At 73.2% G+C, this 16,529-nt stretch carries 12 protein-coding genes; 5 read left to right on the forward strand and 7 right to left on the reverse strand.

Annotated elements, in window-relative coordinates:
* Positions 1 to 9: 9 nt before the first annotated feature.
* Positions 10 to 1,026, reverse strand: a complete 1,017-nt coding sequence (locus EV376_RS00500; RefSeq protein ID WP_130320198.1) for a 1-acyl-sn-glycerol-3-phosphate acyltransferase — start codon at positions 1,024 to 1,026, stop codon at positions 10 to 12.
* A complete protein-coding gene (locus EV376_RS00505) occupies positions 1,026 to 1,856 on the reverse strand; it encodes a patatin-like phospholipase family protein (protein WP_130320199.1) in 831 nt (276 codons plus the stop codon). Before EV376_RS00505 ends, EV376_RS00500 begins: the two co-directional genes overlap by 1 nt.
* Before the next feature lie 119 nt (positions 1,857 to 1,975).
* Between EV376_RS00505 and EV376_RS00510 the strand changes: the two genes are divergently transcribed.
* Entirely contained in the window at positions 1,976 to 3,535 is a 1,560-nt protein-coding gene (locus EV376_RS00510; RefSeq protein ID WP_130320200.1) for a serine/threonine protein kinase, read from the forward strand.
* 14 nt (positions 3,536 to 3,549) lie between these two features.
* On the opposite strand, the gene EV376_RS00515 is transcribed toward EV376_RS00510, so the two are convergent.
* From EV376_RS00515 to EV376_RS00535, 5 genes are all read right to left on the reverse strand, one after another.
* Positions 3,550 to 4,605 (reverse strand): glycosyltransferase family 4 protein, encoded by a 1,056-nt coding sequence (locus tag EV376_RS00515; RefSeq protein WP_130328469.1) that lies wholly within the window; start codon positions 4,603 to 4,605, stop codon positions 3,550 to 3,552.
* Positions 4,606 to 4,768: 163 nt separating this feature from the next.
* Positions 4,769 to 5,434, reverse strand: a complete 666-nt coding sequence (locus tag EV376_RS00520; RefSeq protein ID WP_130320201.1) for a BON domain-containing protein — start codon at positions 5,432 to 5,434, stop codon at positions 4,769 to 4,771.
* Positions 5,435 to 5,609: 175 nt separating this feature from the next.
* Positions 5,610 to 7,199, reverse strand: coding sequence for a trypsin-like peptidase domain-containing protein (locus tag EV376_RS00525; RefSeq protein ID WP_130320202.1), 1,590 nt, complete (start codon positions 7,197 to 7,199; stop codon positions 5,610 to 5,612).
* Between the two features lie 62 nt (positions 7,200 to 7,261).
* Positions 7,262 to 8,818, reverse strand: coding sequence for a sensor histidine kinase (locus tag EV376_RS00530; protein ID WP_130320203.1), 1,557 nt, complete (start codon positions 8,816 to 8,818; stop codon positions 7,262 to 7,264).
* On the reverse strand, positions 8,815 to 9,516 hold the full coding sequence (locus tag EV376_RS00535; RefSeq protein ID WP_130320204.1) for a response regulator transcription factor: 702 nt from the start codon (positions 9,514 to 9,516) through the stop codon (positions 8,815 to 8,817). The genes EV376_RS00530 and EV376_RS00535 overlap by 4 nt, the downstream gene beginning before the upstream one ends.
* A 277-nt stretch (positions 9,517 to 9,793) precedes the next feature.
* On the opposite strand from EV376_RS00535, the gene EV376_RS00540 reads away from it, so the two are divergent.
* The 4 genes from EV376_RS00540 to EV376_RS00555 all read left to right on the forward strand — a co-directional run bounded on the left by EV376_RS00540 (position 9,794) and on the right by EV376_RS00555 (position 16,514).
* Positions 9,794 to 10,474, forward strand: coding sequence for a hypothetical protein (locus EV376_RS00540; RefSeq protein ID WP_130320205.1), 681 nt, complete (start codon positions 9,794 to 9,796; stop codon positions 10,472 to 10,474).
* Positions 10,475 to 10,670: 196 nt separating this feature from the next.
* A complete protein-coding gene (locus EV376_RS00545) occupies positions 10,671 to 11,606 on the forward strand; it encodes an ABC transporter ATP-binding protein (protein WP_130320206.1) in 936 nt (311 codons plus the stop codon).
* Entirely contained in the window at positions 11,603 to 12,424 is an 822-nt protein-coding gene (locus EV376_RS00550; RefSeq protein ID WP_130320207.1) for an ABC transporter permease subunit, read from the forward strand. The genes EV376_RS00545 and EV376_RS00550 overlap by 4 nt, the downstream gene beginning before the upstream one ends.
* A 358-nt stretch (positions 12,425 to 12,782) precedes the next feature.
* Positions 12,783 to 16,514, forward strand: coding sequence for a multifunctional oxoglutarate decarboxylase/oxoglutarate dehydrogenase thiamine pyrophosphate-binding subunit/dihydrolipoyllysine-residue succinyltransferase subunit (locus EV376_RS00555; RefSeq protein WP_130320208.1), 3,732 nt, complete (start codon positions 12,783 to 12,785; stop codon positions 16,512 to 16,514).
* The last annotated feature ends 15 nt before the right edge of the window (positions 16,515 to 16,529 follow it).

Raw genomic sequence — 16,529 nt, forward strand, 5'->3', positions numbered from 1 at the left:
GAGCGCACCCTACGTGGCGCCGTCCCGGTTGGCCGCGATCCACGCGTCGATGCGCCCCCACCAGTCGAAGAGCCAGTCGATGCGCTCCTGCTTACCGGCGGGCACCTCCTCCGGGGGCACCGACCAGAAGCGCATCACGATCCGCTTGTCCATCGGCAGTTCCCGCCACACGTCGGCGACGGTGAGCATCCGGTCCAGACCGGTGTGCGCCACGAAGATGACGCCCGCGTCGGGGGCGGCGTCCAACGCGGCCAGCAGGCCGCCCGGCTGCGGCGCGAGCACGTGCCGCAGCCGCTCCGCGCGCAGCGCCATCAGCTCGTGGCCCAGCTCGCGCAGCCGGGCGATGGCCCGGAGCCGCCGTTTCGGGGTGAAGTTGCCGCCCTCGGGGAAGATCACGAACACGTCGTCGTCGTCCAGGCCGGTGGCCAGGTACCCGATCTGCTCGGTCATCGTGCTGCGGCCGTCGGGCCCGGGTGCGATGAAGCGGCTCGGCAGCCGGTTGAGCAGCACGTCGATCGCCGGGTCCCACTGGAGGCTGTCCTTGAGCACGATCCGCGGCTCCCGGCGGAACCAGTTGACCAGGGCATGGATCAGGATGAACGAGTCGCCGGGGCCGGCGTGCCGGCACACCACCAGCTCCGGCCGGCCGGGCAGGGCGGTGTCCGGGTCGGCGCCGGCCACCTCGATGGACAGCCGCAGCGCCCACCGGGCCTGCCAGAACAGCACCCGCAGAAACCAGCCGGCGAGCACGTAGTGCGCCCGTTGGAAGGCCGGGGACCGCACCCGCCAGCCGAAGCCGGAGGCCACCCAGAGCCCGAAGAGCGCGAGCAGCGCCGCCGCGTCCCAGACCAGGTAGACCACGCCGATCCAGAGCAACCGCAGCGGCCGCAGCCGGCCGGGAACGAACGGCGAGAGAGCCAGGCCGAGCAGGGCCCAGGCCGGAATCGTCGTCACCATCAGGAACGCGAGCAGCACCACACCCGGCGCGAGGACCAGCCGGCGCAGCCACCGGGGTGGTAGCGGCATCAGCGCTCCAGCTGGGCCAGGTAGTGCCGGGTGGCGGTGTACGCCCGGCTGATCCGCCGCCCCACCGCCGCCATGTCCCGGTACGCCCACGGCGTGTCGTCGCGGGGCCGCAGCCCTCCGGTCGGCAGCACGTGCACCTCCACCCCGTCGGGCACGGCCGCCAGCTCCCGCGCGAACCGGTGCCGGCGGGCGATCTCGAACGCGACCTGGGCGATCTCCCAGGGTCGCCGGGGCGGGCTGAGCTCCCGTTCGATCCGGCCCACCTGGAGTACGAAGATCCGGGTGGCCCCGGCCGCCACCGCCTCGCCGATGGGGACCGAGTTGACGATGCCGCCGTCGACGTAGTGCTCATCGCCGATGCGGGCCGGGGGCAGCAGCCCCGGCACGGAGGCGCTGGCGATGACCGCCGGCACCACCGGCCCGCGGTCGAACCAGTGCTCGGCGGCGCGCTCGATGTTCGCCGCGCAGCAGCGGAACGGCACCCGGAGGTCCTCGAAGGTGGTGTCCTCGCCGAGCTCGCTCTCCAGCAGCCTGCGCAGGGGGCGCGGCGAGTGCAGGTGGGTACGCGCGGCGAACCGGCGCAGCTGCCGGGCGACCGAGTCGCCGTACACCTCGCTCGCTTCGGGGGAGGCCCAGAGCCGGACCAGGCGGTCGGTGACCGCCTCGCAGGGGTCGGCGGCCACCAGGGCGCCGTTGACCGCGCCGATCGACGTGCCGAGCACCAGGTCGGGCCGGATGTCGGCGCGGAACAGCGCCCGCAGCATGCCCACCTCGACCGCGCCGAGGACGCCGCCGCCCCCGAGCACGAACGCCACCGGTCCCCGCCCCATGCTCCCAATCCTGGCACGGCCGCGCCGCACCCCCGTTCCAGGTGGCCGCCGGGACCGTTGACAGCTGCGAAACATTGACGCAACCTGATAGCGCTCCCACCCCGAGGCAGGTGCGATCCGTGAAGCCGGCACTGCATCCCGGCCGGTTGCTGTCCCGCAGGTACCGGCTCATCGACCAGATCGGCGCCGGCGGCATGTCGGTCATCTGGCGGGCCCACGACGAGGTGCTGGACCGCGTGGTCGCGGTGAAGGTCCTCGTGCCGTCCCTCGCCGCCGACGCCCGTTTCCGGGACATGGTCCGCGAGGAGGCGCGCGCCGCCGCCCAGCTGGACCACCCGCACGTGACGTCGGTGCACGACTACGGCGAGACGGTCGCCCCGGACGGCACCATCACCTCGTTCGTCGTGATGGAGCTGCTGGCCGGCGAGGAGCTGGAGCTGCGGCTGACCGAGGGGCCGCTGCCCTGGGCGGAGGCGGTCGAGATCGGCGCGCAGGTGGCCGACGCCCTCGCCGCCGCGCACCGCCTCGGCATCGTGCACCGGGACATCACCCCGGCGAACGTGATGATGACCCGTACCGGCGCCAAGGTGCTCGACTTCGGCATCGCCACCCGGATCGGCGCCCCGGACGAGGACGAGGACGGCGGCACGTTCGGCACCCCGGCGTACGTCGCCCCGGAACGGCTCGACGGCGCGCCCGCCCAGCCGGCCACCGACGTGTACTCCCTCGGCGTGCTGCTGTTCGAGGCGCTGAGCGGCCGGGTGCCGTACCCGGCCGACACCTGGGAGCAGCTCAGCGCGGCGCTGGCCGAGGGGGCCGCGCCGACCCTCGCCGACGTGCCGGACCTGCCGTCCGAGGTGGCCCGGGTGTGCCTGCGCTGCCTGGCCCGGGACCCGGCCGCGCGGCCGACCGCCCGCCAGGTCGCCACCGTGCTGCGCGACCAGATGCTCCCCGCCGACCCGCAGGCCGCCACGACGCTCACCCTGCCCGCCCTCGGCGCGTCGTCGGCGGACGATCCGCCGCGGCCCGCCGCCGTACCGTCCACACCCGACGAGCCGCGGCACCCGACTCCCGCCGCCGTACCGGACGCGCCGCACCAGCCGCCGCAGGGCGGGCCGGCCGAACCGGTGGGCTCGGAGCCGGCGGCCCGCGCCGCCGCTGGACCGGCCACGGCGGAGCGGGTCCGGCGCCGCCGGCTGCGGCCCGTGCTGGTCGCCCCGATCGTGCTGGTCGTCGGGGTCGCCGTGGCGCTGCCGGCGCTGTGGAAGGAGGAGCCGGCTCCGCCCCGGACGCAGCCCTCGGCCGGGCCGGTCGAGGCGCCACCCACCGGCGAACCGGGCACCCCGGCCACGCCGACCGACCGGCCGGCGCCACCCACCGGGAGCCCGGTGCCGGTGCCCAGCCGGGCCGGCGACAGCCTGGTGGCCGCGGTCAATCGGGTCGAGGGCGTGATCGGCGCCGGTCTCAGCGACGGCGGCATCCGCTCGGACGTGGGCGTGGACTTCCGCAACGAGCTGCGCAACCTGACCGACGCCGCGCGCGCCGGCGAGGACGTCGCCGACTGGGTGGCGCGGCTGCGCGACAAGGTCGCGGTCCGGCTGCGCGACGGCGCGATCACCGATGCGTACGCGGCGAAGCTCGACGGCGCGGTCGCCGCGCTCGCGGCGACCCAGGCCTGATCCGGCCGGCCGCCTCAGCGGGCGGCGACCCGGACCGACTCGCGGACCGGCGCGGCCGTTCGGGCGACGAACCGCCGGAAGACCGCCTCGTAGCCCTCGACCAGCCGGGCGGTGGAGAAGTTCTCCGCGACGTGGGCTACGCAGGCCGCCGGGTCGAGCCCGGTCGCCGCCCGCAGGGCAGCGGGCAGCTCGTCCGTTCCCCGGCAGATCAGGCCGGTGCGGCCGGGCTCGACCAACTCCGGCACGGAACCCCGGTTCAACGCCACCACGGGAGTGCCGGTGGCCATCGCCTCCAGCATCACCATCCCGAACGGCTCCTCCCACTGGATCGGCATGACCAGGCACCGCGCGTCGAGGAGCAGCCGGTACGTGGCCGCCCGGTCGGCGTCGAGCACCACCCGGACGTCGTCGCCCAGCATCGGCCGCACCACCTCCTGGTAGTAGCGGCGCTCGGCGGGTTCGTTGCACTTGCCGGCGAGGGTCAGCGGCAGGCCGGCGGCGCGGCAGGCGCGGATGGCGAGGTCCGGCCCCTTGTCCGGGCTGAACCGGGCCAGCCAGAGCACCGGTCCCCGGCCGGGCGTCCGCTTGTGCGGGATGTCCTCGACGTCGAGCGCGTTGTGCACGGTGCCGACCCAGGGCAGCCCGGGGTTGAGCCGCCGCTGGGCGTGGGAGATCGCCACCAGGCCGACGCCGTGGTCGGTGTCGCTGAGCACCGTGCCGTACTCCCCCACCGGGTTGCCGTGCACGGTGGCGACCGTGGGCACCGCCCGCCGCCCGGCCACCAGCGGACCGATGGTCGTGTGGTCGTGGATCAGGTCGAAGTCGTCCGGACCGATGAGGTGGTTCACCTGGGCGAGGTGGGCCAGTTCGGGCAGGGACTCGCCGAGCCGGTCGTACTGCAGGTGCGGGACGGTCGACACGAAGCGGGCGGCGGTCCCGGTCTTCTCGCCGGCACCGAACAGGGTCACCGCGTGGCCGCGGGCGAGGAAGCCGTCCACCAGACCGGCGACCACGTGCTCCAGCCCGCCGTAGCCGGGCGGCGGCACCGACAGCCACGGCGGCACCACCATCGCGATCCGCAGCGGCGCTTCGGCCGGCCTGCCGTCCGGGTGGTTCACCGCCACGAGCCCTCCCCCTCGGTCCCTGGTGGCCGCCGGCCCGCTGTCGCCCAAGGGGCGGCGGTCCTTGGCGGTTTCCCGATGGCGACACGGCTAAACCGGACAAGCAGGGCATTCAGCCGCCCACGAGAAGGTGGTCCCGGACCGCCCGGACGCCCTCCGCCGACCACGCGATCCGCTCGGCCTGGTCCCGCTCCCACCAGGACCGGACCACCCCGCCGAGAACGACGGTGTCCCCGTCCACCTCGACCGTCACCCGCTCGGTGCCGATCCCCCGCAGCAGGGCCCGCTGGACGTCGCGCCGGATCCGTTCACCGTCCGGCCGGACCGCTGGCCGTACCTCGATCAGGTTCGTCACCCCGCGTACGCCGCGCAGCCGCCGCACCTCGGCCTCCGCGGTCCGCCGCTGCCAGCCGAACTCGACCTCGCCGCGCAGCATCACCCACCCGTTGGCGACCGTGACGTCCAACCGTTCCGCCGGCACGAAGCTGTCCCATTCCAGCGCCCGGCTCACCGCGATCGCGATCTCCCCGTCGGTGTACTCCTCGGTCCCCAGCAGCCGGACCTCCAGGTCGTCGGCGACCGCGCGGACGCCCCGGACCCGCTGCGCGCAGCGGTGTGCCGCCCACTTCCGGGCGTACGCGTCCACCCAGCCGGTCAGCGTCACCACGCCGTCGTCGACGGTGACCCCGATCTCCTGCGGCTCGACCCGGGGATCCCAGGCGAGTTCCTCCAGCACGTCCCGCTGGATCTGCGCGTCGGTGCGGACGGCCGTGGTCATCGCTTCCCTCCGTACGCCTCGTGGTTCCCGGAGTCCGACGGTGCCCGGCGCGCGGGTGACGGCGGTTCACCCGGACCGGGTGAACCGCCGTCGGCGGAAAGGCGCGGCGGGCGGCGGAGCCAACCCCCTTGGCTCCACCACCCGCCGCAGGAGGGAGGAGGAAAGTCTGTACTCGTTAGGACGCTTCGGCGAGCGTCACGGTTGCCTTCGATTCGGCGCCGTTCCGCTTGTACGTCACCTCGACCCGGTCCCCCACCTTGCCGGCCTGGACCGCGCCGACCAGGTCGTCGGAGTCGTTGATCACCTTGTCGCCGAAGCGGGTGATGACGTCGCCACGCTGTAGGCCGGCCTTGTCGGCGGCGCTGCCCGGCGTGACGGCGGCGACCAGCGCGCCGCCGCCCTCGGCGCGGTTGACGCTGACGCCGAGCGTCGGGTGGCTGACCTTCTCGCCGCGCTGGAGCTTGGCCGCGACGTCCTTGGCCTTGTTGCTCGGGATGGCGAACCCGACGCCGATGTTGCCGGTGCTGCCCTGACCGCTGGTGGCGATGGCGGTGTTGATGCCGATCACCTCGCCCCGCGTGTTGACCAGCGCGCCGCCGGAGTTGCCGGGGTTGATCGGCGCGTCGGTCTGCAGCAGCCCCGCGATCGACGAGACGCCCTGGCCCGGCACCTGCTGCGAACTGCCGGCCTGGATGGTCCGGTCCCGGGCGCTGAGGATGCCGGCGGTCACCGACCCCTGCAGGCCGAGCGGACTGCCCAGCGCGAGAACCTGGTCGCCGACCTGCATGGCGTCGCTGTCGCCGAACGTCGCCGGCTTCAGGTCGCTGACCCCGGACGCCTTCACGACCGCCAGGTCGGTCTTCGGGTCGGTGCCGACGATCCGGGCCTGGGCCGTCTCGCCGTCGGCGAAGATCACCCGCACGACGTCGCCGCTCGCCGAGGCGATGACGTGGTTGTTGGTCAGCACGTAACCGTCGGCGCTGAGGATCACGCCCGAGCCCTCGCCGTTGTCGGTGGCGATCGACACGACGCTGGGCTGCACCGATGCGGCGATCCTCGGCAGGTCGGCGCTGTCGATGATCGGCGCCGCCGAGTAGGTGCGGGTGATGCCCGAGTCGCCGTCGAGGGCGAGCGCGAGCGCGCCACCGGCCACGCCGGAGCCGAACATCAGGCCGAGCACCAGAACGCCGGCGCCGACGAACTTCGCGGCGCGGCCGGGGCGCGGGCCGGTCTGGCCGCCCTGCGGGGCCGCCCACGGCGGCAGGGGCTGCCCCGCCAGGTGCGGCGGCTGGCCGGGGTGCGGCTGGCCCGGCTGGTGCGGGTGGTGCGGCGGGCCGTACCCGCCCGGGTGGTGCTGCTGGTGCGCCTGGCCCGGCTGGCCGTACCCGCCCGGCTGGCCCCCACTCCAGCCGGGCTGCTGCCCGCCGTACCAGGGCCCGGCCGGGTAGCGGTGCTGCTGGTAGCCGGGCGGCCCGTACGGGTGCCCGCTGGACGGCGCGGCGCCGGACACCGGGTACGGCGGCGCCGAGGGCGCGGCGCCCGGGCTGTCGGTGGTGGCGGGCGCCGGGGTCCGCGGGTCGCGCGCGGCCTCCGGCGACGGCGCCGGAGCGGCCTCGCCGGTGCTCGCCGCAGCGGCGTCACCGGCGGTGGCGGTCGGGGAGTCGGACTGCGCGCGCTCGACGGAGGGGAGCTCGGCGGTGGGGTGCGACGGCTCGGCGTCGGTCGGGGCCGGCCGGCGCTGCGGGTCGGACTCGTACTCGGTCATGGCTCCACCATCTCCCCTGCCACTTCGACCTGCCTGTAACCAACCTGAGGGTTGGCTGAAAGTCACACCTCGTCGCCGTCCGTATCCGGCGCCAGGGGCAGCCGGACCTGGAACGTCGCACCTCCGCCCGGGGTCTCCGCCACCTCGACCGTGCCGTGGTGGGCGGCCACCAGCGCGGCGACGATCGCCAGCCCCAGGCCGGTCCCGGTGATGCCGCCGGCCCGGCGGGAACGCGCCGCGTCCGCCCGGTAGAAGCGCTCGAAGACCCGCTCGGCCTGGTCCGGGGAGAGCCCGGGGCCGGTGTCGGCGACCTCGACCACGGCCAGGTTGTCGGCCTCGGACCGCAGCCGCAGGGTCACCGACGCCTCCGGCGGGGTGTGCGTCAGGGCGTTGGTCATCAGGTTGCCGATCACCTGCCGCAGCCGGGCGTCGTCGCCGTACACGACGAGAGGCCCGGAGCCCGGGACGATGTCCAGCTCGATCCGCCGGTCCGGCGCGACCGCCCGGGCCGCCTCCACCGCGTCCGCGGCGAGCACCGGCAGCTCGACCGGCGCCGGTGCCAGCGGGCGCTCCCGGTCGAGCCGGGCGAGCAGCAGCAGGTCCTCCACGAGCAGGCCCATCCGGGCGGCCTCGTCCTCGATCCGGCGCAGCAGGTCGGCGGTCTGCTCCGGTGCGCTCGCGGCCCCCTGCCGGTAGAGCTCGGCGAAGCCCCGGATGGTGGTCAGCGGCGTCCGCAGCTCGTGCGAGGCGTCCGCGACGAACTGCCGCATCCGCTCCTCGGAGCGCCGGGCGCGGGCCTCGGAGGCGCGGGCGTTCGCCGCGGCGTCCCGGGCGGTGGACTCGGCGGCGCGGGCGGCGGCCTCCGAGGCGGCGCGGGCGGTGAAGGCCACCTCGATCTGGGTGAGCATGGCGTTGAGCGCCCGGGACAGCCGCCCCAGCTCCGACGTCGGGCACTCCTCCCCCGCCTCGGGGTCGGGCACCCGGCGGGTGAGGTCGCCGCCGGCGATGGCGGCCGCCGTCTGCTCTATCTCCACGAGCGGCTTCAGGCTGGTCCGGACGATCGCCGCGCCGATCGAGGCGAGCAGGATCAGCACCGCGCCGCCGACCAGCAGGTCGATCCAGACCAGCCGCTTGACCGCCTGCTCGACGTCGGTGAGGTGCTGCCCGATGGCCACCCACTGGCCGTTGGCCAGCTCGGTGTAGAGCACCCGCCAGCGCACGTGGCTGCCCTGGGCGGGAGCGGTGACCGGCCCCCGGCTGCCCAGCTTGGCGAAGCCCTCCGCGTCGGACGGCCAGCGGGGCAGGTCGGCGGCTTCGAAGCGCTTCCGGTCGAAGACGCTGCCGACGACCTGGCCGGTGCGGGGATCCGTCACCACCACCAGGTAGTCGGTCGGGACCCCGAACTCGTCGCGGTCGGTGACCACGGCCGCCGAGATGTTCTTCGCCGCGTTCTCCAGCTCCAGGTCGACCTGGCCGACCAGGTAGCTGCGCAGGAAGTACGTGGTCAGCGAGCTGATCACGAGCAGCGCCAGGGCGACCAGCGCGAGCACCGCGGCGACCAGTTTGACCCGTAGCGGGACGCTCCGCAGCTGCGCCTTCGCCTGGTGGACGACGCTCACGCCGCCGGCTTGCGCAGCACGTACCCGACCCCCCGCAGAGTGTGGATCAGCCGGGGCTGGGTGTTGTCGACCTTGCGCCGCAGGTACGAGATGTACGACTCGACGATGTTGTCGTCGCCCCGGAAGTCGTAGTTCCAGACGTGGTCGAGGATCTGCGCCTTGGAGAGCACCCGGTTGGCGTTCAGCATCAGGTAGCGCAGCAGCTTGAACTCGGTCGGCGACAGCTGCACCCGCTGGCCCGCCCGGTACACCTCGTGAGTCTCCTCGTCCAGCTCCAGGTCGGCGAAGGTGAGCCGGGACGGGGCCTGCTCGCCGGTGCTGGTGCGGCGCAGCACCGCCCGGATCCGGGCGGTCAGCTCCTCCAGGCTGAACGGCTTGGTGACGTAGTCGTCGCCGCCCAGGGTGAGCCCGCGGATCTTGTCGTCGGTGGCGTCGCGGGCGGTCAGGAACACCACCGGCGTACGGGTGCCGCCCTCGCGCATCATCCGGATGACCTCGAACCCGTCCAGGTCGGGCAGCATTACGTCCAGCACGACCAGATCCGGGCGGTGGTCCTTCGCCGCGTTGAGCGCGGCGCTGCCGCTGGTCGCGGTCGCGACGTCGAAGCCCGCGAAGCGCAGGCTCGCGGAGAGCAGTTCGAGGATGTTGGGATCGTCCTCGACGACGAGCAGTCGCGCCTCGGTCTGGGTAGCGGCCATGCGGCCCATCATCCGCGCTCAGGCTGCGTCACACCTGGGCGGTCCCTGAAAAGAATCTGTGAGCGTCGGTCAGGCGGGCAACGGGTGGCTGCCGCGCGGACGCGGCACCGGCACCCGGGACGCCGGCACGAGCTGGCCGGCCGACTCGCCCCGCCCGGCCGGCGCCCGGTGGTGGCGGACCGGGCCGCCGTGGTGGTGCGAGCGCCTGGCAGGCTGCCGGAGGGCGGGCCGCCACGGGGCGGGCCGACCGACCGGGGATGAGGATGGAGACACCCGCATGATCATCGGCTCGCGGTACAACGGCCCGCCGGGCACGGGCAACGGTGGCTGGAGCGCCGGGACGTTCGCGATGGCGGCCCAGCGGTCGGGGCCGGTCGGGACCGGCCCGGCCGGCACGACGGGGCCGGTCGAGGTGACGCTGCGCCGGCCACCGCCGCTGGAGACGCCGCTGACCCTCGACGCCGGCGAGGTCCGCGACCCGGACGGCCACCTGGTCGCCCAGGTCGCGGCGGTCGCGGAGTTCCCAGCGGTGGCGGAGCCGGTCGACCTGCCGGCCGCCCGGGCGGCGTCGACCGCGTACCCGGGGCTGGTGGACCACCCGTTCCCCGGCTGCTTCGTGTGCGGCCCGGACCGGGCCGACGGGCTGCGGATCTTCCCCGGCCCCCGTCCCGGCGGGCGGACCGCCGCCCCGTTCCGGGTGCCGGCGGGGGTGGACGCGGCCACCGTCTGGGCGGCGCTGGACTGCCCCGGCGGATGGTCGGTGATCGCCCCCGGCCGGCCGTACGTGCTGGGCCGGATCGCCGCCGTGGTCGCGGCGCTGCCCGCCCCGGGAGACGAGTGCGTGGTGACCGGCGTCATGGCCGGCGCGGAGGGTCGCAAGGCGCAGGTGCACAGCGGCCTGTACGACCCGGACGGCACCCTGCTCGCCTGGGCCCGCGCGACCTGGATCGCGGTGTAGCCGGAAAGCAGGGCCCCCGCGCAACGGATTCCGAGGTGAGGGGCCCCCGTTTAACATCCTGGCGGATCATTCCTCAGGGGGAGTCCCTCCTGCCCGAGGCGGACACGCGGCTACGGATCACGCCTGATTGACCTGGTTGCGCCGGCCGGCCACGCTGTGCAACGGCGTACCCCGACGCACCACCGATGGGAGAAGAATGACTGACGGGCAGCGAAGCCCCACCAGCGACGGCCAGATCACGGTGTCCGGCCTGACGAAGGTCTACCGCAACGTCCGCGCGGTCGACAACCTGTCCTTCACGGTCGAGCCGGGCCGGGTCACCGGCTTCCTCGGCCCGAACGGCGCCGGCAAGACGACCACGCTGCGGATGCTGCTGAACCTGGTCACCCCGACCGGCGGCCAGGCGACCATCGGTGGCCGCCGGTACGCCGACCTGGCCGACCCGCTGCGGCACGTGGGGGCGGTGCTGGAGGCGTCCAGCGCGCACAAGGGCCGTACCGGGATCAACCACCTGCGGGTGATCTGCGCCGCCGCCGGCCTGCCGCGCTCCCGCGCCGACGAGGCGCTGGCCCTGGTCGGCCTGACGCCGGCCGCGAAGCGCAAGTTCAAGGGCTACTCGCTGGGCATGAAGCAGCGGCTCGGCATCGCCGCGGCGATGCTCGGCGACCCGCGGGTGCTGATCCTGGACGAGCCGGCGAACGGGCTCGACCCGGAGGGCATCCGGTGGATGCGCGGCTTCCTCAAGAACCTGGCCACCGAGGGGCGTACGGTGCTGGTCTCCAGCCACCTGCTGTCGGAGATGCAGCTCCTCGCCGACGACGTGGTGATCATCGCCGCCGGCCGGCTGGTCCGGCAGGGCCCGGTGGACCAGGTGATCGGCTCGATGGCGCAGGGCGCCCGGGTACGGGTGCGCACGCCGCAGGCCGACGCGCTGACGGCCGCGCTGAAGGACACCTCGGCGACCGTTGACGTCGACGAGAACGGCGCCCTGCTGGTCGGCGGCGTGGACGCCCCGGCGGTCGGCCGGGCGGCCCTGGCCGCCGGTGTCGAACTGCACGAACTCACCACGGAACGCCCGGATCTGGAACGGGTCTTCCTGGAGCTGACGGCCGGAAAGGCGGACATCCGATGAACCTCGTCCGAGCCGAACTGGCCAAGATCCGCACCACCAGCACCTGGTGGATCCTGGCCCTGATCTACCTGCCGCTGTGGGGCCTCACCCTGTTCTTCAACTACATCCAGACGGACGCGCTGGTCAACGGCAACCTCGGGGAGATCCCGGAGGACCAGGCCGACGCGGTGGCCGCGGTGGCCGCCCCGGACGCCCTGGCGGCGAACCTCTACACCAACGGCCAGTTCTTCGGCCTGATGATGGTGATGCTGCTCGGCATCCTCGTGGTGACCAACGAGTTCTTCCACCAGACCGTCACCACCACGTTCCTCACGACGCCGCACCGGAGTGCCGTGATGGCGGCCAAGGTGGTGGCCACGGCCATCCTGGGGCTGATCTTCTGGCTGGTCACCACCGGCGCGAACCTGCTGGTCGGCTCCGCGGTGCTCGAGTCCGTCGGGGTCGGGGCCCGGTTGGGGAGCGTCGCCTGGGAGGCGATCGGACTCAACGCGCTGGCGTACCTGCTCTGGGCGATCCTCGGGGTGGGGCTCGGCGTGCTGATCCGCAGCCAGATCGGCGCCACCGTCACCGGCATCCTGCTCTACCTGGGCGGCACCATCGGGGCGGCCATCGTCATCAGCACGCTGGCCGGACGCTTCGGAGACTGGATCAACAATCTCCAGATCCTGGTGCCCTCCCTCGCCTCCAGCCTGATGGTCGCCGGAACCGAGATCCCGGGGAACCCGCCGCGCTGGGCGGGCGCCGTGGTGCTGATCGGGTACGCGGTCGTGGCCGGCGTGATCGGCACCCTGACCGTGCGTCGGCGCGACATCTCCTGACCGGGTCGGACGAGCGGGGCGGCACCGGCACGGGTGCCGCCCCGCCGCACGTGCGGCCGCCGTCACACCCGCCCCGCCGCAGGTCGGGGCGCTGCCGCTCCCGCCCCGCCGCACGTCGGCGGCGCACACATCGCGACACGCCGAACTGGCGCGGCGGACACTCCGGTCGTTACCAGCAGTCGCCGGAACACGCAGCGTTTGGCGAACTTCTGGCATCTTCTGTGAAACCGACCACGCGACGGAGGCGGAAATGCCTGCCGGTTCGGTACGGCGTAGCCTTGGACCCGATTCGCGCGCGCCCGCAGGACCGGCGCACGGCGCGACGAGCAGACTCGCGTGAAAGAGGCGATTACCGGCCGTGTCGACCCAGCAGACTTCGCACGAGAACCCACTGGCGGGTTTCGGCCCGAATGAGTGGATCGTCGAGGAGATGTACCAGCGGTACCTCACCGACCCCACCAGCGTCGACCCCGCCTGGCACGACTTCTTCGCCGACTACCGCCCGGTGCCGGGCGCACCGCGCGGCGACGGCAAGGCCGCCGCACCTGCCAAGCCGGAGCCGGACGGCCAGCCGGAGCCGGCCGCCACCACCGGCCAGCCCGCTCCGAAGGCTGAGCAGAAGCCGGCCGCGAAGCCCGCGCCGAAGCCCGCCGAGAAGCCGGCCGCGGCCAAGGCCGCCCCGGCGAAGCCGGCCGCCGCGAAGCCCGCCGCCAAGGCCGCCGCGCCGACCGCCGCCGGCCCGCAGACCACGCCGCTGCGCGGCGTCGCCGCCCGGATCGTCCAGAACATGGACGCGTCGCTGAGCGTGCCGACCGCGACCAGTGTGCGCGCCGTCCCGGCCAAGCTGCTGGTGGACAACCGCATCGTCATCAACAACCACCTGGCCCGCGGGCGCGGCGGCAAGGTCAGCTTCACCCACCTGATCGGGTACGCGCTGGTCCGCGCGGTGACCGAGCACCCGGAGATGAACAACTCGTACGCCCTTGTGGACGGCAAGCCGGCGCTGGTCCGCCCGGAGCACGTCAACCTGGGCATCGCCATCGACCTGGTCAAGCCGGACGGCAGCCGCAACCTGGTGGTGCCGTCCATCAAGGGCTGCGAGCAGATGGACTTCCGGCAGTTCTGGCAGGCGTACGAGGACGTGGTCCGGCGCGCCCGCAAGAACGAGCTGACCATGGAGGACTACGCCGGCACCACGATCTCGCTGACCAACCCGGGCGGCATCGGCACGGTGCACTCGATGCCGCGGCTCATGCAGGGGCAGAGCGCGATCATCGGGGTCGGCGCGATGGAGTACCCGGCGCCGTACCAGGGCATGAGCGAGGCCACCCTCGCGGAGCTGGCGGTCAGCAAGGTCATCACGCTGACCAGCACGTACGACCACCGGGTCATCCAGGGCGCGCAGTCCGGCGAGTTCCTGAAGGTGATGCACGAGCTGCTGCTCGGCGAGCACGGCTTCTACGACCAGATCTTCACCTCGCTGCGCATCCCGTACGAGCCGGTGCGCTGGATGCGCGACGTGGCCGTCGACGGCGAGGGCCAGATCAACAAGACCGCGCGGGTGCACGAGCTGATCCACGCGTACCGGGTGCGCGGCCACCTGATGGCCGACACCGACCCGCTGGAGTTCAAGATCCGCAAGCACCCGGACCTGGACGTGCTCCAGCACGGGCTGACCCTGTGGGACCTGGACCGCACCTTCCCGGTCAACGGCTTCGCCGGCAAGCAGCGGATGAAGCTGCGCTCGGTCCTCGGCGTGCTGCGCGACTCGTACTGCCGGCGGGTCGGCATCGAGTACATGCACATCCAGGACCCGGAGGAGCGGCGCTGGATCCAGGAGCGGGTCGAGCGCAAGTACGAGAAGCCGTCGCCGGAGGAGCAGAAGCACGTGCTCAACCGGCTCAACGCGGCCGAGGCGTTCGAGACCTTCCTGCAGACCAAGTACGTCGGGCAGAAGCGCTTCTCGCTGGAGGGCGGCGAGTCGCTCATCCCGCTGCTGGGTGAGGTGCTGGAGGCTTCCGCCGAGAGCGGCCTGGACGAGGTCGTGATCGGCATGGCCCACCGGGGCCGGCTGAACGTGCTGGCGAACATCGTCGGCAAGCCGTACGAGAAGATCTTCTCGGAGTTCGAGGGCCACCTGGACCCGCGCTCCACCCAGGGCTCCGGCGACGTCAAGTACCACCTCGGCCAGAACGGCAAGTTCACCACGCCGGACGGCGAGCACGCGGTCAAGGTCTCGGTGGTGGCGAACCCGTCGCACCTGGAGGCCGTCGACCCGGTGCTGGAGGGCATCGTCCGGGCCAAGCAGGACCGGATAGACCTCAAGCTGGAGGGCTACACCGTGCTGCCGCTGGCGGTGCACGGCGACGCCGCGTTCGCCGGCCAGGGCGTGGTCGCCGAGACGCTCAACCTGTCGCAGCTGCGCGGCTACCGCACCGGCGGCACGGTGCACGTGGTGGTCAACAACCAGGTCGGCTTCACCACCGCGCCGGAGTACAGCCGCTCCAGCCTCTACAGCACCGACGTGGCGCGGATGATCCAGGCGCCGATCTTCCACGTCAACGGCGACGACCCGGAGGCCGTGGTGCGGGTCGCCCGGCTGGCCTTCGAGTACCGGCAGGCGTTCAACAAGGACGTCGTGATCGACATGGTCTGCTACCGGCGGCGCGGGCACAACGAGGGCGACGACCCGTCGATGTCCAACCCCGAGATGTACAAGATCATCGACTCGAAGCGGTCGGTCCGGAAGCTCTACACCGAGGAGCTGATCGGGCGGGGTGACATCACCGTGGAGGACGCGGAGGAGCTGCTGCGCGACTACCAGGCGCAGCTGGAGCGGGTGTTCAAGGCCACCCGCGACGCCGCCACCACACCGCGCCAGCTCAGCCGCCCGAAGCGGGAGGACGAGCCGGAGCCGCAGGTGGACACGGCGACCGACGCGGCCGTCGTCAAGGCCATCGGCGAGGCGCACGTCAACCTGCCGGAGGGCTTCACCCCGCACAAGCGCATCCAGCAGCTGCTCGACCGGCGGGCCAAGATGTCCGTCGAGGGCAACATCGACTGGGGCTTCGGCGAGATCATCGCGTTCGGCTCGCTGCTGCACGACGGGATAACGGTCCGGCTCGCCGGGCAGGACTCCCGCCGCGGCACCTTCGTCCAGCGGCACGCCACGGTGGTCGACGCGGAGACCGGCGACGACTACATCCCGCTGAACTCACTCACCGGTGACGGGGAGCGGTCCCGCTTCTTCGTGCACGACTCGCTGCTGAGCGAGTACGCGGCGATGGGCTTCGAGTACGGCTACTCGGTGGAGAACGTCGACGCGCTGGTCTGCTGGGAGGCGCAGTTCGGCGACTTCGTCAACGGTGCCCAGTCGGTGATCGACGAGTTCATCTCCTCCGGCGAGGTGAAGTGGGGTCAGCGCTCCGCCGTCACCCTGCTGCTGCCGCACGGCCACGAGGGACAGGGCCCGGACCACACCTCCGGCCGCCCGGAGCGGTTCCTCCAGCTCTGCGCCGAGGACAACATGCGGGTGGTCATCCCGACCACCCCGGCGAACTACTTCCACCTGCTGCGCCGCCAGGCCCTGTCGCCGAAGCGCAAGCCGTTGGTGGTGTTCACGCCGAAGTCGCTGCTGCGGCACCGGCTCTGCATCTCCCAGGTCGAGGACTTCACCACCGGCACCTTCCAGCCGGTGCTGCCCGACGGCGGTGCCCCGGCGCCGGAGCAGGTGAAGCGGGTGCTGCTCTGCTCGGGCAAGGTCTACTACGACCTGTTCCAGGCCCGGCAGGAGCGCGGCATCACCGACACCGCGATCATCCGGGTCGAGCAGCTCTACCCGATGCCGATCGAGGAGATCCGCGCCGCCCTGGCGGCGTACCCGAACGCCGAGGACTTCGCCTGGGTCCAGGAGGAGCCGGCCAACCAGGGCGCCTGGTCGTTCGTCGCGCTGAACATGCTGGAGCACCTGGACGGTGTCCGGCTGCGCCGCATCTCCCGCCCGGCGGCGGCCGCCCCGGCGGTCGGCTCGGCCAAGATGCACGAGGTCGAGCAGTCCGCTCTGATCGAGGCCGCCCTCCCGCGCCCGTAACGTCAGGCAGAGCGC

It is taken from the genome of Micromonospora sp. CNZ295 (assembly GCF_004217535.1).